The organism is Akkermansia muciniphila, from assembly GCF_040616545.1.
Taxonomy (GTDB): domain Bacteria; phylum Verrucomicrobiota; class Verrucomicrobiia; order Verrucomicrobiales; family Akkermansiaceae; genus Akkermansia; species Akkermansia muciniphila_E.
On sequence record NZ_CP156688.1, the window covers coordinates 1800041 to 1820007 of the forward strand.

13 protein-coding genes and 2 tRNA genes are annotated in these 19967 nt (G+C 60.0%); 10 read left to right on the forward strand and 5 right to left on the reverse strand.

The window, feature by feature from the left end:
* Positions 1–156 precede the first annotated feature (156 nt).
* Positions 157–230 (reverse strand) — tRNA-Gly (locus tag ABGM91_RS07375).
* 143 nt (positions 231–373) lie between these two features.
* Here ABGM91_RS07375 and ABGM91_RS07380 point away from each other — a divergent pair.
* The 10 genes from ABGM91_RS07380 to ABGM91_RS07425 all read left to right on the forward strand — a co-directional run bounded on the left by ABGM91_RS07380 (position 374) and on the right by ABGM91_RS07425 (position 10822).
* Positions 374–447: transfer RNA gene (locus tag ABGM91_RS07380), tRNA-Gly, on the forward strand.
* Between the two features lie 194 nt (positions 448–641).
* On the forward strand, positions 642–1157 hold the full coding sequence (locus ABGM91_RS07385; RefSeq protein WP_354830972.1) for a hypothetical protein: 516 nt from the start codon (positions 642–644) through the stop codon (positions 1155–1157).
* Between the two features lie 20 nt (positions 1158–1177).
* Positions 1178–2350 (forward strand): outer membrane beta-barrel protein, encoded by a 1173-nt coding sequence (locus tag ABGM91_RS07390; protein WP_354830974.1) that lies wholly within the window; start codon positions 1178–1180, stop codon positions 2348–2350.
* Between the two features lie 92 nt (positions 2351–2442).
* Positions 2443–4650, forward strand: a complete 2208-nt coding sequence (locus ABGM91_RS07395) for a polysaccharide biosynthesis tyrosine autokinase (RefSeq protein ID WP_354830977.1) — start codon at positions 2443–2445, stop codon at positions 4648–4650.
* 13 nt (positions 4651–4663) lie between these two features.
* Positions 4664–5269 (forward strand): hypothetical protein, encoded by a 606-nt coding sequence (locus tag ABGM91_RS07400; protein ID WP_215429118.1) that lies wholly within the window; start codon positions 4664–4666, stop codon positions 5267–5269.
* A 576-nt stretch (positions 5270–5845) separates the two neighbouring features.
* Positions 5846–6379 (forward strand): hypothetical protein, encoded by a 534-nt coding sequence (locus tag ABGM91_RS07405; protein WP_290565670.1) that lies wholly within the window; start codon positions 5846–5848, stop codon positions 6377–6379.
* A gap of 67 nt (positions 6380–6446) precedes the next feature.
* Positions 6447–7040, forward strand: coding sequence for a Holliday junction branch migration protein RuvA (ruvA, locus tag ABGM91_RS07410; protein WP_102714792.1), 594 nt, complete (start codon positions 6447–6449; stop codon positions 7038–7040).
* Between the two features lie 219 nt (positions 7041–7259).
* Complete coding sequence (gene gap, locus ABGM91_RS07415; RefSeq protein WP_215429115.1) at positions 7260–8285, forward strand: type I glyceraldehyde-3-phosphate dehydrogenase; 1026 nt, start codon at positions 7260–7262, stop codon at positions 8283–8285.
* Between the two features lie 168 nt (positions 8286–8453).
* A complete protein-coding gene (locus tag ABGM91_RS07420; protein ID WP_215429113.1) occupies positions 8454–9671 on the forward strand; it encodes a phosphoglycerate kinase in 1218 nt (405 codons plus the stop codon).
* 173 nt (positions 9672–9844) lie between these two features.
* Complete coding sequence (locus ABGM91_RS07425; RefSeq protein ID WP_354830982.1) at positions 9845–10822, forward strand: hypothetical protein; 978 nt, start codon at positions 9845–9847, stop codon at positions 10820–10822.
* A gap of 62 nt (positions 10823–10884) precedes the next feature.
* Here the strand turns inward: ABGM91_RS07425 and ABGM91_RS07430 are convergent, their stop codons facing one another.
* The 4 genes from ABGM91_RS07430 to ABGM91_RS07445 all read right to left on the reverse strand — a co-directional run bounded on the left by ABGM91_RS07430 (position 10885) and on the right by ABGM91_RS07445 (position 19954).
* Positions 10885–12816: a glycoside hydrolase family 97 catalytic domain-containing protein gene (locus ABGM91_RS07430; protein WP_354830985.1), complete on the reverse strand. Its 1932-nt coding sequence runs from the start codon at positions 12814–12816 to the stop codon at positions 10885–10887.
* 79 nt (positions 12817–12895) lie between these two features.
* The gene (gene mfd, locus ABGM91_RS07435) at positions 12896–16072 is read right to left on the reverse strand and encodes a transcription-repair coupling factor (protein ID WP_354830988.1); all 3177 of its coding nucleotides are present in this window, start codon (positions 16070–16072) and stop codon (positions 12896–12898) included.
* A 114-nt stretch (positions 16073–16186) separates the two neighbouring features.
* Positions 16187–17368 (reverse strand): hypothetical protein, encoded by a 1182-nt coding sequence (locus tag ABGM91_RS07440; RefSeq protein WP_354830990.1) that lies wholly within the window; start codon positions 17366–17368, stop codon positions 16187–16189.
* 33 nt (positions 17369–17401) lie between these two features.
* A complete protein-coding gene (locus ABGM91_RS07445) occupies positions 17402–19954 on the reverse strand; it encodes an MFS transporter (RefSeq protein WP_354830993.1) in 2553 nt (850 codons plus the stop codon).
* Positions 19955–19967 lie beyond the last annotated feature (13 nt).

The window sequence follows — 19967 nt, forward strand, 5'->3', positions numbered from 1 at the left end:
AAGGCCATGCCCTGTTCTCCGGAAGCCTTTCCCGGAGGAGCGGGAAACGGAAAGGAGCTGGGCTTTTTCCAGAAGGCAGGGGGCGGCGGCGCCCGCAGAACGGAAGAGTAAATAAAAACCGCAGGCGTTGAAAGACAACTGCCTGCGGTATAAAACTGGTACGGGCGATGGGGATCGAACCCACGTCTCAAGCTTGGGAAGCTCGCGTCCTACCATTGAACGACGCCCGCATGGAATGCGGGTGCTTATTTAGCGGTAGAAACCCGGTATGTCAAGACCACAGAAAAATCGTGTCTTCTTTTTTGTTATTTTGACGCGGTAATGAAAAAAAACTTGTCTTATTCCCAAGGCTTGAACATAATGCCTCCGTTGTGCGGGTATAGCTTAATGGTAAAGCTCCAGCCTTCCAAGCTGATCACACGGGTTCGATTCCCGTTACCCGCTCCATTTTTTATTAAATTCACCTGCTAGATAGTTTCCTTATGAAAGCCAGGTTCATGACAAAGACGGCGCTCAGTGCGCTGGCACTTGCGTTTGCGGGCACCCTCCCCGGTGTGGCTCAGCAAGCTGCTTCTCCGGCAGCCGCTCCGGCTGTTAACAAGGTTAAAGCCTCTGCTTCCGACAAGGCTTTTATGAAGAAAATGGCAGGTGTCGTCCAGGCTGGTCTGAAGGCCGGAGCTCTGGATATGAAGGCCGTGGCCGAAGTGCTGAACGCCGCCGTCAAGGCAGGCGTGTCCGACTCCGCCATGGGCTCCATGGTATCCATGGCCGCAGGCGCTTTCCCGGCAGATTCCCCGGCTATCGCCTCTTCCGCCGTCCGGAGTTACGGAACGCAGATCACGGAAGCGCAGGTGCGCAACATCGTGGCTTCCGCTGTTGCCGTCCAGCCCCATCCGTATGCGTCCGTCTCCCCCATTTGTGAAGCGGTGACGAAGGCTCTGGGCAACTCCATGGTGGCCAATACCGTTCCCTCCATTGCGGTGAGCGTGGCGGCCGCCACTCCTGACAATCCCCTTCAGGGCGTAACCACTCAGGCCAACGGCCTGGTGAAGCCTGGTGAAGAAGCTTCCGGCGGCGCCCTGCTGCTGCCGGGTGGCCTTCCCGTGGGCGGCACTCCTACGAGCCCGTCCCCTGTGTCCAATCCTGCTGGAAATTAACCCGATCATTTATCAATCGCATGAAGAGTCTTTTTTACCTCTCCCTGATGGCTGCCGGCATGCTTGCCGTTCACGCCAACGGGCAGTCCCTGTACACGCTGGCAGGGCCGGTTGGCCTGGAAGAATCCATTCCTCTGAAATGGTCGTTCAACCTGGCCGGCGGTTATGACGACAACGTCAACGCCTCCAACTACGACCAGCAGGAAGCCGCTTTCATCAGCACGGACATCGGCGCCTCCCTGGCCAATTACGACTCCGTGACGCAGTACTCCTTCTCTGCCAAGCTTGGCGGCATTTTCTACCTGAAGGACCTTCAGGGGGACACGAACGAATCCCTCTCCAACTCCACGCTGTCAGCCAATCTTTCCCACAGCTTTGACCAGACCCTCCGCTACAACGGCAGCGTGTCCTTTGCGTGGCAGCCGGAACCGAACTATGCCAATGGCATTGCCAACTCCGTGAGCAAGGCATGGACTTCCCGCTACTCCACGACGCTGGGCGCCAACTTCTCCATGATTGAGTATCAGGAGGATTCCGCCAAGACAGACAACCGTGACTATGTGGGCATGGATTTCACCAACCGTTACAAGTGGACGGAACGCCTGGCCCTCTCCCTGAGCTGGAACGGTTCCTACTGCCACCGCGAATACGGCAACAATGAATTCTCCAACTTCGTCATGGCCGGCGCTGAATACGCCGTGGCTGAAAACACGTCCGCAACGCTGCGCGTAGGCCCCCAGTTCAAGTATGTGGACGGTTACGGCACCAAGACGTATCCTTCCGCTGAATTCGGTTTGAACCACCGCATGAGCGATCGTTTCATGATCGGCATGTTCGTCCGTTACTCCAACGAAGCGACGAATACGTACATCCCCAACAGCGGCGCCAGCTACTACTCCAATGAAACGTGGCGCTTCGGTGTAAACAGCACCCTGAAACTGACGCACCGCGTCAGCCTGGATGCCGGCGTGAACCTGATTTCCAGCGACTACACGAACCCGAGCTCCAGCGGCAACAGTGACACGACGACGCTGACCTTCAACGCTACGGTCGGCATCAAGCTGATGCTGACCAATGCCCTGGCCCTTACGGCCCAGTATTCCTACACCAACGGCTCCTACAGCGGCTACAACTATCCCATGCCCGCCTACAACCGTAACGTGTTCTCCTTCGGAATGAATTACAGCTTCTAAGTCTTGACCGACGATTAATGCTTACACTCCTCTAATTGCGAATTTGCGTTCACAATTAGAGGAGTTTTTATCTTACTACCTATCTATCTTTCATGAATTCCCAGGATCAGCAGAACGGCGATCGGATTGTACGCAATATTGATTATTTGCAGGTTTTAAAAAATCGCTGGAAGGAGGTCTTCCTGGTTTTCCTTCTGGTTTTGGTCATTTCCGTGGTGGTGACTTTCCTGATGCCTCCGGCTTATCAGACGAGGTGCCAGTTCCAGATCAAGCTGCCCAAGCCCGTCATGGAAATCGGCCAGGGGGGGGACGTGGTCGCCACCTCCAACGTCACGGCCAACTACATTCCCATGCAGTACTCTGTGCTGACTTCAACCGAAGTACTGAAGATAGTATCCAAAAAACTGAACCTTGCCGCGGAGTGGGGAATGACGGATGAAAAGGCCGCCTCCAACCTGGCCAACATGATCAAGGTGGCTCCCGTGCGCGCGACGGACCTGGTGGATGTGATTGTCTCCGGTCCGGATCCCAAACTGGTGCAGAACATCGCCAAAACGGTTCCGGAAGCCTACAAGCAGGACCGTGAAATGCGTGAAAACCGTCTGGTTGAAACCGCTATTAAAAGTTTGAAGGACGTCCTCCGGGAACAGGAAGACACCGTTAATGAAAAAATGATGGCTCTCAAGAAGCTGATTGCGGAGAGCTCCTACCTGCCCACTACCTGGAGGAACGGTGAAAACCGGAACACATTGACGGCCGGGATGGAAGAGGAAGACTTCCGGAACGCCAAATCCCAGGCCATGGCCTTTGAAAAGGATGAAAAGGAACTGGCTTCCTACGTGCAGGAGCTGCAGCGCCTGCCTGATGACAAGCTGCTGGATTACGTGATCAGCTCCGACCTGCTGAATGCCGAATCCGTGGGCGCCAAGGCTCTGCGTGAAACCTATGCGGAATTTTCCGAAAAGCTCAAGGAGAAGGAAAACCTGAAAGCCCAGAACATCGGTCCCAGGCACCCCAAGATGCTGGCGCTGGTGGAAACGGAAAGAATTCTGTCCGAGAAGCTGAACAAGGAGCTGATCGGGCTGCGCTCTTCGCTTAAAAGCAAGCTGGAAATGGTTTCCGCAAGCCGGAAGCAATGGGAGGAAACCGTGGCGCTTAAGGAAAAAGCCCTCCAGGATCATGTCTTGAAAGTGCCCATGTATGAGCAGGCCAGCCGTGATTATGACGCCGCTCTGGACCAGCTCAAGGACCTGTCTTCCCGGTATACGGATGAAATTGCCCGGATGCGCGTTCCCCGTGATGCGGTTGAAATGTATGATCTGCCGGAATATCCCGCCGTTGCCTATAAGCCGAGCATCACCATCAATCTGGCGGTGGGCGCGAGCGTAGGGCTGCTGCTGGGCATCGGCCTGGCCCTCTTTCTGGAATTCATGGACACGTCCGTCAAAACCATGGAGGATGTGGAACGGGCTCTTCAGGTTCCCGTGCTGGGCATCATTCCCAAGAATGTTCCCATTCTCCATTCTTCCGACGTGATGGGGCCGGATGCGGAAGCTTACCGGATCCTGCGGACAAACATAGAATTCAACAAGAAGGGACTGGAGGAAATTTCCCTGACGTTCGTTTCCGGCAGCGCCGGGGAAGGCAAGACCACCACCTTGTGCAACCTGGCCTACATCTGCGCCCAGGGCGGTTACGCCACCCTGATGATTGACGCGGACCTGCGCCGCTCCAAACTTCACCGGTACTATGAACTGGATAATGAGGTGGGGCTGACCTCCTACCTGTTGGAAGACTACCCGCTGGAGGAAGTGATTTTTCAGACGCCCATTGAAAACCTGTACGTGATGCCTGCGGGCCCCACGCCCTTTGACCCGTCCGGAACGCTGAACTCCCGCAAATTCAGCGAGCTTCTCCAGGAGGTGAAACAGCGCTTTGACATGGTGCTGGTGGACTCCCCGCCCATCCTGGGCGTCAGTGACTCCGCCGTCATCGTAAGCGAGGTGGACATGACCCTCATGGTGGTGCAGCCGCGCAAGCTGCCGTTGAAAGCCCTGCTGAGGCAGAAGCAGGTGATTGAATCCGTAGGCGGCAACCTGGCCGGGGTGGTAATGAATAATGTGGACATTACGTCCGATCATCAGTATCAATACTACACTACTTACTATTCCTATTATTCCGCGGATGGCGGTTCCTCCGGCGGGAACGTGGACGCCTCTTCCATGAAGAAGGCGGAACGTTCCGGCAAGGCCAAGGAGCTGGCCGCCAACCAGTCCCATGATAGTGAAGATTTGTACTAACTCCATTGCTCCCATGAAAAAAATTATCTGTTCCATCCTCTGTCTCCTGCTGGGTGCGGCGGGGCTGGCCTCCGCCCAGTCTCCGGATGCCGTGCCTGCGCACGGGACCATTGAAATCCAGGTGCGCGGCATTCCCAATGATGACGCTACAGCCATCTCCGGACAGTATCTGCTGGACGGCAACGGGACGATACGCATGCCCCAGCTTCCGGCGGGGCAGGATGTGTTGCGCGTGGTGGGCAAGACGGCCCGCCAGATAGAAGACATGCTGATGGCTGCCTATAAAAAGGCGGAATTGTATACGGCCCCCACTTTCCTGGTGAAAGTGCAAAGTTCCGACATGCACCTGACGGAGCACATTGTGCTGGTGAGCGGCGGCGTGGCCATGAAGAAAAACGTTCTGTGGCGGCGCGGCATGACTTTGCTGGAAGCGATTGTAGGCGCGGGGGACATTACGGACTTCGGCTCCCGTTATATTCAGGTGACGCGCGGGGGAAAAACCGTGACGTATGACTACTTCTCCATCCGGGACAGGGGTATCCCCATCCAGCCCAATGACCGTATTTTCGTTCCCCAGCGCGGGATTTTTGAAGGACGGCCCGCCAAACTCCTGCCCTGAAGCATTTTTCCAGGCCCGGCTTCCCTCAAGGAAGCCGGGTTTTTTATTGTCCTGATTCCGGAAGATCCTGTTGAACTTCTGGAAAAATGCGGCGTGGGTGTGGTCGGAGAAGCCCCTGCGTATGGAGGCCTGGTGGGAGGGGAGGCTGTTTTTCATGGGTTTTTCCGTACCCTGCCGTGAAATGGACCGTGCATGGCAGGCGGGATATGGTAAAATCATAGCTGGAAAAAAATTCCCATGTAACTGTACGGCGTCAGTGAAACGCCGGTGGAAAGAATTTTTCCCTGCCTGGGGGCTCCGCATTCACCGGAATGGAAGGCTTGCCGAGCGGAAAGAGTTGACGGACATGCACTTCCCGCCAGAGGCGTAGGCCCTTTTCAAGTGGTTGGATCATCCGGCTTCCGGGCATATATTGCGATGAAATGAGTTCAGTATGAATGTGAAAAACAGAAAAACAAAGAAAAATGTTGAACATTCGTGCGCTCAATGCATTTTTGGAATCTTCCAAAAATGTTAGAGTTTCATGCGGACTGTCTGCGTGGAGCTTTGTATTTCCAATGTGAAATCCCATAAACCATGATATACCATTTTAAGAAAACATTCATCGGAGTAGGAGGCCGCGAATATATTAACAACCCCAAGCTGAGCTTCCCGGCGCATGTGAAAACGCGCCGCAAGGGGACGAATCCCAAATCCGGACTGCCCTACGCGGAATGCGGCGGCGCGTTTGTGGAAACTTCCGCCATTGCGTCACAGCTCTGCTGCAGCGCATCCGCCGCGCGCCAGTACCTGCACCGCCACGGCGCCCGTTTCCGCGTGGTCCGGAAGGGCACGGGGTCCCTGGCGCTGTACTGGCGCAGGCTGGATGTGGAGCGTATTCTCGCCAGGCGGGAGCCTGTGCGCCGCCGCGTTCCTCCGTGCCATGTGGACATGGCTACGGCCGTCAGCATGCTGGGAGTGGTGCGGAGTTATATTTACAGGCTCGTGAAAAAGGGCCTGCTACGGGAATACAGGTGCCGGATGAAGACTACCCGCGGATTCCGCGTGCGCTGTTTTTATAACCGGGAGGACCTGGAGCATATCCGGCTGCACGTGCTCCGGAAAAGATGATGGCGGCGGATGCCGGACAGATGCGTTTTTGGCTTGAGCGCGGGCGCGATTGTGTCACGTTATGGGCATGATAGCTTTTCTGCGCGGCACGGTGGCGGAATCCTACCCCCAGCGGTTGATTCTGGATGTACACGGCGTGGGGTATGAGGTGATTGTGCCCCTGTCCACCTTTGACAGGCTGAATCCTCTGCCCGGCAGGGAGCTGACGCTGAAGACCTACCTGCATGTCCGCGAGAACATGCAGGTGCTGTACGGCTTCGCCACGGATGCGGAGCGGGATATTTTCCTGCTGCTCATTGACCGCGTTTCCGGCATCGGCCCGGCCACGGCCATCGCCATCCTGGGCTCCCTGTCCGTGGAGCAATTCAAGCAGGCGGTCGTCAGCGGGGACGTCTCCGGCATTGCCCGGGCCAAGGGCGTGGGCAAGAAAACGGCGGAGCGCATCGTTCTGGAGCTGAAGGACAAGGTAGGGCTGGCCGCCACGTGGGAGGCCCAGGCCCAGGGGGCCACCTCCCAGGCTGCCGGGGACGCGGAGCTGGCGCTGATTGCCCTGGGGTTCAAGCAGGTGGAGTCCCGCAAGGCGATTGCCGCCCATTTGAAGGACCATCCGGACGCGGATGCGGACGAGCTGATCCGCGCCGCCCTGCGTTCCATGAACTGACCGTCCCGGCGGAGGGGCGCTTCCGCAAGCATTTGACTTCCATGGGGGAGCATTGTGCGCCTGGGAGGCTCCCGCGCCTGCATGGGTGCGGGCACATACTGCCATGATGGGGGAACAATAGTGTTGACGGCTGGTTGAATCGTTTTTAAACTTACGGCGTCCATGGTGCTTAAATAAGCCCTGGACTAATAATTAATCAAATCTGAAGCCCTCAATCTTATGGCCAAATATGCTATTAACGGTTTTGGACGTATTGGTCGCAACGTACTGCGCGCCATGTCCAAGGAAGAACGCAACAAGGTTGTTGCCATCAATGACTTGACCCCCATTGAAATGATCGCCCACCTGCTCAAGTATGACTCCACGCAGGGCAAGTTTGACGGCGAAATCTCCATCGACGGCGAATATCTGGTTGTTGACGGTCACAAGATCCTCATCACCGTGGAACGCGACCCCGCCAACCTTCCCTGGAAGGACCTGGGCGTGGACGTCGTTCTGGAATCCACCGGCCTGTTCACCAAGCGTGACGCCGCCAAGAAGCACCTGGCCGCCGGCGCCAAGAAGGTGCTCATTTCCGCTCCCTCTCCGGATCCGGACCTGACCTTCGTTCTGGGCATCAACGACAGCGAATACGATCCCGCCAAGCACGACATCGTTTCCAACGCTTCCTGCACCACCAACTGCCTTGCTCCGATGGTGAAGGTGCTGGACGACAAGTTCGGCATTGAAAAGGGCATGATGAGCACCATTCACTCCTACACGAATGACCAGCGCATCCTGGACCTTCCGCACTCCGATCCCCGCCGCGCCCGCGCCGCCGCGATCAACATCATCCCCACCACCACCGGCGCCGCCAAGGCCATCGGTGAAGTGATGCCGAACCTGAAGGGCTCCCTGAACGGCGCCTCCTTCCGCGTGCCGACCCCGACCGGTTCCCTGACCGACTTCGTGGCCGTTCTCAAGAAGAACGTGACTGTGGAAGAAGTGAACGCCGCCATGAAGGAAGCCGCTGAAGGCCCGCTGAAGGGCATTATGGACTACTCCGAGGAAGCCCTGGTTCTCCAGGACATCGTTTCCGACCCCCACTCCTGCATCTTTGACTCCGGCTTCACGTATGTGGTCGGCGGCAACCTGGTGAAGGTCTGCGGCTGGTACGACAACGAATGGGGTTACTCCAACCGCGCCGCTGAAGCCATGAAGAAGCTGGGCGACAGCCTGGGCTGCGGCTGCTCCTGCGGCAAGTAAGTTCTCCGGAACAACGCTTGCTCTTCAGTTGCACGACAAGTCTTGCCGGTTGCCTGCACCAACCCTCCGGTTCATGAACCGGATTTGTCCAGGCGGCCGGGGATTTATCCGGGAGGGCAGAAATGCCCTCCCTTTTTTATTCCATTGAACCAAACAATATAGACCGATATGGCTAAACTTACTGTACGTGACCTTGATGCCAAGGGCAAGGAAGTCCTGATGCGCGTTGACTTCAACGTTCCCCTCAAGGATGGGGAAATCACCAATGACGCCCGCATCGTTGCGGCTCTTCCCACCATCAAGTTCCTGCTGGACCAGGGCGCACGCGTCGTCCTGACCTCCCATCTGGGCCGTCCCAAAAACGAACCTGATGCCGCTTTCTCCCTGAAGCCCGTTGCGGCCCGCCTTTCCGAACTGCTCGGCAAGGAAGTGAAATTCGTTCCCGCCGCCATCGGCCCGGAAGCGGAAGCCGCCCGCGCCGCCATGAAGGACGGTGACGTGGTCCTGCTGGAAAACGTCCGCTTCTACCCCGGTGAAAAGAAAAACGATCCGGAATTCGCCAAGGCTCTCCTGGGCAACGCCACGCTGTTCGTGAATGATGCGTTCGGCACCGCGCACCGCGCCCACGCTTCCACGGAAGGCGTGACGCATTTTGCGGAAAAGAGCGCCATGGGCTTCCTGATTGAACGCGAACTGGAATACCTGGAAGGCAAGCTGGAACACCCGGAAAAACCCTTCGTGGTAATCATGGGCGGCGCCAAGGTGTCAGACAAGATTGAAGTGCTTTCCAAGCTGATGGAAAAGGCTGATACCTTCCTCATCGGCGGAGCCATGGCCAACACGTTCCTGGCGGCTGAAGGTTACGACCTGGGCGCTTCCAAGATTGAAGGCGACAAGCTGGACCTGGCCCGTGAAATCCTGGCGGAAGCCAAGGCCAAGGGCGTGAAGTTCCTGCTTCCGGCTGACGTGCGCGTAGCCATGAAGTTTGAAGACGGCGCGGAAACCTTCTGCACGGCTCCCTTCGCGGAAGGCGGCAAGGTGCCGGAAGGCGGCATGGCCATTGACATTGGCGACAAGGCCATTGAAGAATTCTCCGCCATCATCAAGGGCGCCAAGACCGTTCTGTGGAACGGCCCGATGGGCGTGTTTGAAATGGACTGCTTCGCCAAGGGCACCAAGGAAATCGCGGAAGCCCTGGCGGATTCCTCCGCCATTTCCATCGTAGGCGGCGGCGACTCCGTGACGGCGGCCAAGAAATTCAAGGTCCAGGACAAGCTTTCCTTCTGTTCCACGGGCGGCGGCGCCTCCCTGGAACTGCTGGAAGGCAAGGTGCTCCCCGGCGTGGGCGCCCTGACGGACAAGTGCGGCTGCTGCTGCCAGAAGTAGCCGTTCACGGCTTCGGGGCGTTTTTCCGCCCGGCAGCCTTGAATCAATCCCTTCATTCCCCGTTCCCGTCTCCGGGTGCGGGGAATTTTTTGCCTTCCGGCTGCCGGGGGGAAAGGTGCGGCAGTCCCTTTTTTGGCTTGCTCTGCGGGCGGCTCCGGCTAGGCTGAACACGTATGAAGATGCTGCGCTGCCTTCCGGCTGTTTTCCTGTGGTGCTCTCCCGTGCTTGCGGCGGACGCCCCCGCTGCGGAAAAAGTGGAACCGGGGGGATACCCCGGAAAGTACATGCTTCTGGAAACATCCTCCCGCGACCGGCAGAGCCTGTCCACGCCCGTGGCTTCCTATGTGGATGGGGAAGGCAGGGAAGTGGCGCTCATCGGAGCTATCCATGTGGCGGAGGCGGCCTACTATGCGCGCCTGAACAAGCTGTTCAGCGGGTATGATGTGGTGCTGTTTGAAATGATCGGCGGGGAGGGGCTCCAGCGGGAGCAGGAACTGCGCCGCAAGCTGGACCGCAGCAAGCCGCTGGGCGGCCTGACGCTGGAAGAGGCGCGTGAATGGAACCGGATCGTGGAATGGAGGAGAAAAAGCGCTGAGGAGGAAAAATCCTTCCTGCTGGGATTGCTGGGCAGCGCCTATCAAAAATTGAGTGACGCGGTGGGCTTGCAGACCCAGTACCAGGGCATTGATTATTCCGCGCCCCGTTTTGTCCATGCGGACATGACGCTGGAGGAATTCCGGCTGGCGCAGGCCAGGAGGGGGGAAAGCTTTGCCGGGCTGATGTTTAAATCCTTTTTGTCTTCCCTGGTGGAGAAGCCCGGCGCCTACCAGCCTAATCAATTCGGCATGATGCTGGATTTGCTTTCCGGAAATAAAAAGGGGCTGAAAAATGAACTGATGCGCATTTTTGCCAATGCCCCGGATGACCTGGAGAATACCGTGATTCTGGAAGGGCGGAATGCCAAGTGCATGGAAGTGTTTGACCTGTGGGGCGGCGGGGACGTGCGCAAAATAGGCATTTTCTACGGGGCGGCCCACCTCCCCGGCCTGCACCGGGAACTGGTGAAGCGCGGCTACCGCCTCCGGGACGTTCAGTGGCTCCCGGCGTGGAGCACCAGGGAGGAAGCAGCCGGGGAACCCGTCAGGAGCTGACCTTTCTCCGCTTCCACGTGGTTTCCGGATGACGGGAGTTGCCGTTCCGGCGGCAGGGAATATTACCTGCCCGCGGGAACCAGGCGCGCCATGCCGCCGCCCTTCACGCGCATGGTGAAGGGGAGGGTGTCTTTGGAAGAAAATTCCCCTGTTTCCACCTTCCAGCCGTCGTTTCTTTCAGGCAGGTCGCGGAGGATGGTGGCCCGGTACGCCGTATTTCTGTCCAGGAACTTCAGGGGGATGGAGACCGTGCGTTCCTGTCCGTCCCCGTTCATCAGGGCAATGTACCACTGGTCCCCGGAGCGCCGGGCGAAGGCGGCGCATTCCCCGATGGCGGACGGCGGCAGGACGATGGTTTCATCCCACACGGAGGGAATATTCCGGACGGCGTCGCGTTCCGGGGAGCCCTGTGGAAAGGCCGCTTCCATGTCCGCAGGGCTGGAAACCCAGTGCAGGATGGGGGACGTGTAAATGATGTTGGCCGCCATCTGGAGGGGCCAGGAGGAGCCGCGCAATTTTTCCCCGTGGCCGAAGTAGCCGCCCGTGAAGTCGGCATGCCCGGAAACGAGGCGTGTGAAGGGCAGCGCGCAGTAGTGCCGGCCGCCGATGGCCGCCCAGATGTTCTGTTCCCCTCCGTAGATGCCCTCCCGGCTCATTTCATGCGGCCAGGCGCGTTCCTCCCCGGTGGGGGTATTGGCGCCGTGGAAGTTGACCATCAGCTTGTTCTTCGCCAGGTTCTCCGCCACGGCGTCATAAAAAGCCAGGCGTTCCTGTGAGGCGGAATCCATGAAGTCTATCTTGATTCCCCTGATGCCCGTTTTGGCAAGGGCGCTGAAAAAGCTGCGCATGCTTTCCCAGTTGTTGGCGGGATCGTTGACGTCGGACCAGCGCACCCATACCCAGATGCCTACCTTCTTATCCGCAGCGTAGCGGACCAGCCGGGCGATCTTCTCCATGCTTTCCGGGAGGGTCTTTCCCCATTTCTTCCACCCTTCATCCACCAGGTGGTATTCCCAGCCGAAGCCGGAGGCCATATCCACAAACGCGTACTGGTCGTCTTCAAGGACTTTTCCCCGGTCCCACCAGGTCCAGGTGGAGCGGCCCGGCTTGATCCAGGGCGTTTTGGCCCCTTCCAGGAAAAGATTTTTGTCCGGTTCCGGAGCTAGGGAGAGGATAATGTCGTTCCGGACCAGGCCGTTGAGATCGTCATTCACCAGAATGACCCGCCAGGGCATCTCCACGGAAGAAGGGACGGCAAAGCCGCTCGGGTTCTGGAAATGCACGGCCCGGCAGGAGCCGTCCTCAAGGGAGAATTTAATGCCGCTCCACTGCTTGTTGAAGTTGGCGGCTTCCTGGACCAGGGCGAAGCCTCCGCCCGGCAGTTCCGCCGTAACCGGCATGGTGCGGATATGGCTGCGGGGATTGCCGGGGTCTTTCTTGAAATCTGCTATTCTGGCCGGGGACCATACCCCCTCGCAGGGACCCAGGGCGGAGGAGGCGTCCTGGGTCCACAGGACGGCCTGCTCCGGGAACGTGAAGGAAGTTTTTTCCTCCCCGATGTGGAGCAAGGGCTTTTTCTTCATGTCCTCCGTCCATTCATAGCGGAAGGCTACCCCGTTATTGAAGACGCGGGCGCGGAGGCGCAGGGCGGAGTTGTCCCCGGAAGCCACGTACTCGTTAAAATTGACGGAGGCGGTCGGATACTTGCCGCGCGTTTCAAAGGTCTCGCGAACGTTTTCCCGCACCTTTTCCACGCTCCATCCCGTGATGCCGTCCGCCACGCCGGCGCCGTCCGCCACGATGCCGAGCGCGGAAGGCTCCAGAACAACCCGGCCCTTTTTATTCAGGGAATGTCCGGCCTTTCCGTCCCGGGCCTCCAGGTTCCAGGTGAGCAGGCCGTCCGGGGATGCCATGGCGGCGGAGGGTTCCCCCGCCCGCACGGTTCCGGATGCGGCCAGTACGGCAATGCTGCTGAGGATGATCAGGTTCTTCATAACGTCTCCTTTCATGGAATACGTCCCGGCACGCCGTTTCATTACAAGGAAAGCGTCCGGAGGAAAAAGCGGACCCCTGTTAAATGTTCTTCAGCATTTCCAGCGCCTCCCGGAGCTTGTCTGCGGGACTGACGCTTGCCAGCCGCGGGAACTTGTTGGACAGCAGGATGAAGTCCCCGTTCCTGGTCAGCATCAGGCGCTGGCCGCTGATCTCCACCATGGAGATGTTGGCCTTGGAGGCCAGTATCTTGATTTTGTGGGAATCCAGAAGATGATGCACCGTTTCCGGTGCAGGTCCGAAGCGGTCTTCCCACGCGCGGAGCAGGGCGTCCGCCTCCTTCAGGGTGCGGACGGCCGCCAGGTCCTTGTACGCGGCGATGCGCAGGGCGGCGTCGCTGATATACTCCCGGGGCAGGAAGGCTCCCAGATAATCCTTGCGCGATTTGGCGGCGAACTGCGTCTCGCTGTTCACGATGAAATCCGTTCTCAGGGCCGCATCCGGGCGGGGGGCCGTGTGCTTGACCTGCATGTGGGAGATGGACTGCTGGAGAAGCTGGCAGTACAGGTCAAAGCCGATGGCGGCGATGTGGCCGCTCTGCTGGGTGCCCAGCAGGTTGCCCGCGCCGCGGATTTCCAGGTCCCGCATGGCTATCTTGAAGCCGGAACCCAGCTCCGTGTACTGCTTGATGGCGGAGACGCGCTTGCGGGCGTCTCCCGTGGTGGCGGCGGACCGGGGGAGCATGAGGTACGCGTAGGCGCGGTGCCCGGCGCGGCCCACGCGGCCGCGGAGCTGGTACAGGTCCGCCAGGCCGAAGCGGTCCGCGCGGTCAATGATGATGGTGTTGGCGTTCGGGATGTCGATGCCGGATTCAATGATGGTGGTCGCCAGCAGGATGTCCGCATCACCGTTCACGAAGGTGCGCATGACCTTTTCCAGCTCGTCCTTGGGCATCTGCCCGTGGCCGATGACGATGCGGGCCTTGGGAACCAGGGCCTGGATGCGGTCCCGGAACAGTTCAATGGTCTTGACCCGGTTGTGCAGCAGGAAAATCTGGCCGCCGCGTTCCAGTTCACGCTCCATGGCCTTCTTCATGATGCGCTCGTCGTAGGGGCATACGCTCGTCTGCACGGGCTGGCGGTTGACGGGCGGCGTCTCAATGGAACTCATGTCCCGCGCGCCCATCAGGGCAATGTACAGCGTGCGTGGAATGGGCGTGGCGGACAGCGTGAGCACGTCGATTCCCTTGAAGCGTTCCTTGAACTTTTCCTTGTGCCTGACGCCGAACCGCTGTTCCTCGTCAATCACCACCAGGCCCAGATTCTTGATGGAGACGTCGTCCGAAATAAGGCGGTGCGTGCCGATGACGATGTCCACGGCCCCCGTCCTCAGCCCTTCCAGCGTGGAGCGGACGTCCGCCGCGCTGCTGAAGCGGCTGAGCATTTCAATCCGCACGGGATATTCGCTCATGCGTGACTTGAACGTCCGGAAATGCTGTTCCGCCAGCACGGTGGTGGGCACCAGCACGGCCACCTGGCGCCCGCCCGTCACGCACTTGAAGGCGGCGCGGATGGCCACCTCCGTCTTGCCGAAGCCCACGTCCCCGCAAATCAGGCGGTCCATGGGGCGGGGGCCTTCCATGTCCGCCTTCGTCTGGGCGATGGCGCGGAGCTGGTCCTGCGTCTCCCGGAAGGGGAAGGAGCTTTCAAACTCCCACATCCATTTGCTGTCCGGCGGGTGGCTGTAGCCTTTCCCCGTCTGGCGTTCCGCCTGCACGTTCAGGAGCTGGGCGGCGTAATCCGCCACGGAGCGTTCCGCGGACTTTTTGGCGCGCTGCCATTTGGCGTCCCCCAGCTTGTTGAGTTCCGGCGTCTTGCTCCCCAGGCCGATGTAACGTGAAACCAGGTGCGCCTGGCTGAGGGGAACGTGCAGGATGGTATTATCCCGGTAGAGGATGTTCATTTCCTCGTCTCCGGAATCCGGAGAGGTGGAAATATTGATGAACTTGCCGATGCCGTAGCTGGTGTGCACCACCAGGTCCCCGGGGTTGATGTCCTTCAGGGAGGCCTGCGCACGGGCCTTGCGCGCCTTGTCTTCCCGGCTGGCGCGGCGGCGTGCGGTGGCGGACTGGTACCTGCCGAACAATTCCGAGGAAGAAAGCACGGCCGTTTTTGCGCCCGGAATGCTGAAGCCCGCGGGCAGGTCCCCGCGCAGGGCCGTGATGGAAAGCAGCGCGGGAGTTCCGGCGCAGATGTCCCGGAAGCGCTCCTCCTCCCCTTCATTGGGAAAGAACATGCTGACATTCCACTTCCGGTCCAGCCACTCGCGGATCTGGCGTTCCGCCAGCTCCCGGCGCATCTCCTGCATCACGAAGTCCCCGGCGTCAAAGCTGCCCAGGGGGTTCTCATGGATGGCCAGGGAAAAATCCTCCTCCCCCTCCGCGTTCTCCGGCGGGGCGGTGAGGATGCAGGCGTTCCCGCGCTCCTTGCAGAAGGGGGCGGTGATTACCACGTCTCCCGGTTTGATCCAGTCCCGGAGGGTTTCCACGCCCGCCGCCTCCGCCAGCACCAGGTTGACGTGCTCCACCTTCCGGAAGGAAATCTGGGAATCTACGTCGAATTCCCGGATGGATTCAATCTCGTCGTCAAAAAACTCCAGGCGCACGGGGTGGGAGGACTGGAGCGGAAAAATGTCCAGAATGCCGCCGCGGCGCGACCACTGCCCGCGGGAAATGACCTGCGGAACCCCTTCAAAGCCTGCCTCCGTAAACAGATTGATCAACTCGTCGGGGGCATGAGTTTCTCCCGTTTTCAGGGTCATCCCCTGGTTCTGCATGCCGTTGACGGAGGGAACCTCGTCATTCAGGCTGCCTTCCGTCACCACGATAGTCTGCTTGCCCAGGCTTCCGGAAGCAATGCGGTGAAGGACATTCAGCCGTTCTGCGGCAAGTTCCGGATCGCCTACTTCCTCCCCAAGCGCCACTTCTTTTTCCGGGACGAACAGGATGTTCCTGACTCCCCAGGTTTCCAACTGCGCAGCGATGGATTCCTGCGCCCTCAGATGGGGCGTTACCACCCAGGCGCGGGCGGTTTCCGGAATGGCGCGGATGCACAAGGCCGCCACAAACGGGACGCCCGGCAGGGAAGTGTGGTCGAAAACCGCCTGTTCCTCCGTGCCCAGTTTGGCCAGCTCCCGGTGGAAGGGTGCGGTCCGGGCCACCCTGTCCATCAGGGCGGATATGGAAGCGTCTTCTGCCATGCTTGTCTGATAACCCCTGCTGTCAGGGAGTGTGCCGCCTTTCCCTGCCATGTCAACGGTTTTTCAGGGCACAGACTGTCCGCAGCATTCCGGACGGGGCACACGGAGCGGGGCTCAGGAAGAGGTGCGGAAGCGGATTTTAATGCCTGCCTTGCGCCATTTCTGTTCAATCTCCTTGGCCAGCTCCGCATAGCTGCGGCCGTCCAGGAGGAGTTTCTGCGCTTCCTTCTCCCTGGCGCCGGACTGGATGGCCTTCATGTAATTCTTGATGCGCTGGCCGTCCCCCTTGCCGTCCATGTGGTAAAAATAATACGCCATCAGGGCGGCCAGCCCGTAATGCAGGTTGGCGTTCTCCCCCGTGAACTGGTCATAGGGCATGTTCATGTACGCCTCCAGGCCGGGCGCTTCAAAGTCATCCCCCAGGGCGCGGCCCCCGGTGTTTTTCTTGCCGTATTCCGTCACGCGGGCGACGATGTGGGAGCGGTTGGCCCCGAAGTTGAAACGGCCTCCGGAATACGGGGTCATCCCCATGTATTCCGCGGAGCCTTCACAGAACCAGCTTGCCTGCTTGGCCTGCGGGGACATGAGCTGGTGGGTCAGTTCATGGATGAGGGTGGAGGAATCCTTGTCACGGTCAATGATGTACGTGCTCCCCATGGTCTTGACGCCCAGGGAATCAAACGGAACCAGGATTCTGCCGCGGTCTCCGGGGCGCGTGGTCCCCAGGAAAATGCCTGCCGTGCCTTCACGCCCGCCGTTCTCCAGGTACGTGCTGAACTTCTCGTACAGGTAGGCGGGGAATTTGGCGGAATCGTCGTGCGGGGGAATGTTGCCGATGGGCAGGGACTTGTTCGCCAGGTGGGTGGCTTCAAACAGAAGCCCCAGCCGCTTGATCATGCCCGCGCCCAGCCGGGCGTCGCAAATAAAGCGGAAATGGGGCGTTTCATAAATATACTCCCCTTTTTCCTCCTTGATGGTTTCCACCTTGAAATTGTCCGGGCATTTGACGGTCCGGGGCCACGGCAGGTGGTAATTGTCCGCGGGATTGGCGGAGGAGTTTCCCTTTCCCTGTTCCGCAATGAAATCCCGGTCCCCCTGGGAAAGCTGGGCCAGGGGGATGGAGACGGTCTGGCCGCCGGAACGTTTCAGCACGGCTTTCTGGCCGTCCAGCTTGACGAACTCGGCTTCCAGGCTTTTTCCCTGGACGCTGGTCCAGGTGCGGCCCTGGGCCGTGGAAAGGAGGGAGAGGGAGCACAGGGCTCCCGTCACCAGGCAGAGGCGTGCGGTATTCTTCATCAGGCGGGGTGGGGGTAGGGAGAATTGAAGCTGTCAGCGCTGGGGGCGCGGAAGCGTCAGGAGCAGCAAGCCGCAGAACAGCATCAGGCAGCCTGACGCCGCCAGCGTGGTGGTCAGCGGAACGCCCTGGTCCTTGAACCATCCCCCGAAGAAGGAGATGAGGGCGCCCACGCCCGCAGACGTGAGGTTCAGGAGGCCGTAGCCGGTTGCGGAATACCGCTCGTCAATATGGGAGCGTAGCACAGGCATGAGGGTGGCGTCCAGCGATCCTTGCGCCAGCCCCTGCGTAGCGACCAGCCCCAGCATGAGCACGAGGGGTACCGCAATGTCCCAGCCGAAGATGCCGGGCAGCAGCGCCAGCACCACCAGCGGGCCGGAGATGGTGAAGGTGATGCCGGGCACCAGGGCGCGGGCGCGCTTGTTGCGCTTGTACCACATGTCCGCCAGGATGGCGCCGCCCAGCACGGCCACGTACTTGGCTACGGAGCTCCACAGGGTGGCGGCGGGGCCGGCCTCCGCGGAGGAAAGCTGGTATTTATCCTGCAGCAGGGTGGGGTACCAGGTGAGCAGGAACCAGTTGCCGGCGCCTGCAAAGGCCACCACGGCCAGGAGCATCCACATGGGGCGACCGCTCAACAGGCTGGAGAGGACGGCTCCGGTGGAAAGATTGGAGGCGGGTTCCTTGATGACCTGCTCGTCATTGTCCACATTGATCAGCACGGTCTTTTCCTCCGGCTTGGAGGGCTTCCGCGCCAGGGCCGTATCCGCCGGGGCCCTGCCGGGATCCTTCAGGAACAGGATGAGGACGATGGCGTACGCCACGCCGATCAGGCCGAACAGGGCGAAGGTCATGCGCCAGCCCGTCCATGACGCCATGGTGGCGCCGAAGCCCGCCACGGCCATGCCCACGTAAATGCCGCTCATGTGCAGGCCCGTGGCGATGGAGCGAGTGCTGCCCCGGTGGTAGTCCGTAATCAGGGCCAGGGCGGCGGGAATGTAAAAGGCCTCACTGATTCCCATGGCGCCGCGCGCAATGAGCAGGGACGTGTAATCCTCCGCGTGGCCGGTCCACCACGTGACTACGGACCAGACGACAAGGGAGCACAGGATCATCAGGCGGCGGCTGTAACGGTCCGCCAGAAAGCCCCCCACGGGGCTGAGCAGGGCGTAAATCAGCAGGAAGACGGAGGTAACCATGCCGAACTGGGCCTCCGTCTGCGGGATGTCCCGGACGATGGGTTCATGCAGGGCGGAGAGAAGCTGGCGGTCAAAGTAATTCAGCATCACCACGAACCACAGGACGATCACGGCCACCCAGGCCCACAGGCCGGGCCTGGTGTTCGGGTCCGTGACGGCGGAGACGTTTTTAACGCCGTGGCGCATGGCGGAGACGATGATGATGGCCATCACGATCACGGTCAGGATGAGGACGGCGTAATCCACCATGCTCATTTCAAAATGGTAGCCCGCAGTGGCGGAGGCGTTCACGGCGGTCCGCACCCCCGGAGCGGTCTCCCCGCTGATGGTCATGATTTCGGTCCCCTTGACGATGGCGGGCGCCGTGGCGATGCCGACGGGCCATTCCCCCTCATGCGTCCAGGTGTTCTTGATGACGTCATAGGCCAGGATGTCCCTGGACTGGACCACAGGTTTGGACGTGTCCGGCGCGTTGCCGCGCTTATCCCCGCCGATCAGGAGGATGGCGTTTTCACGCACCGGGGCCGGTCCTGCGGCGGCGGCCACGGGCGTTCCCGGTCCGGCGAGCGGCTGCTTGCTCATGGCGCCCCACTCGGAGGAATTGTTGGACGTCATGTTGTAATCAATCAGGTCGGAAAGGTACGTTCTGGCGGTTTCTCCGGAGGCGTTTTTGGAAAGGGTGCAGCCGCCCGCGATGAACAGCGTGCCGTCACAAATGGCGGCAGTGGAAAGAATGCGGCCCGGTCCGTGGAAGGGCGGCAGCAGCTGCCACTTCATTTTGGCCGTATCCGGCGTGGTATCCAGCATGTAAATGGTGTTGAGCGCTGCTTCCGGCTGTTCCGCGTCCCGTCCGCCGATGACAAACAGCTTGTTCCCGTGGAAGGCGCAGGCGGCTTCCGTGATGGGAACGGGGAGGGGAGGCAGCTTCTCCACGGAACCGTCCGCCTTGATCAGCAGGGCGTCCGTCAGGATGCCTTCCGCGTTATGGCCGCCGGCTACCGCCAGCCCCTTGCCAACACTGCCGAAGGCGGCATAACCCAGCGGAACAGGAAGTGTTCCGGCCTTGCTCCATTGGCCGTTGCGGAGTTTGAAAATATCCTGGTAATACACCTTGGGGCCGCGTTCCTCCGGAGTGGCGGCGCCCGGCGCGGCTTGGGGGAAGTTGGCCCCGCCCGCGGCAATGATGGACTGGGTGCCGTCATTCTCCGTAACGGTTCCGGCAACCATGCCGGCGCGGCCTACCGGGTCCGGCAGGTCCGGGATGGTGCCGGCGGGCTGGACTTCCACGGAAAAAGAGGCATGGGCGGCGGGGGCCGCAATCAGCACCAGGGCGGCGAGAGCGGAGCCCCAGGTCCTGGAGAATCGGGTAAGGTGACGTGAGAGGTGCATATGCTGGGAAATA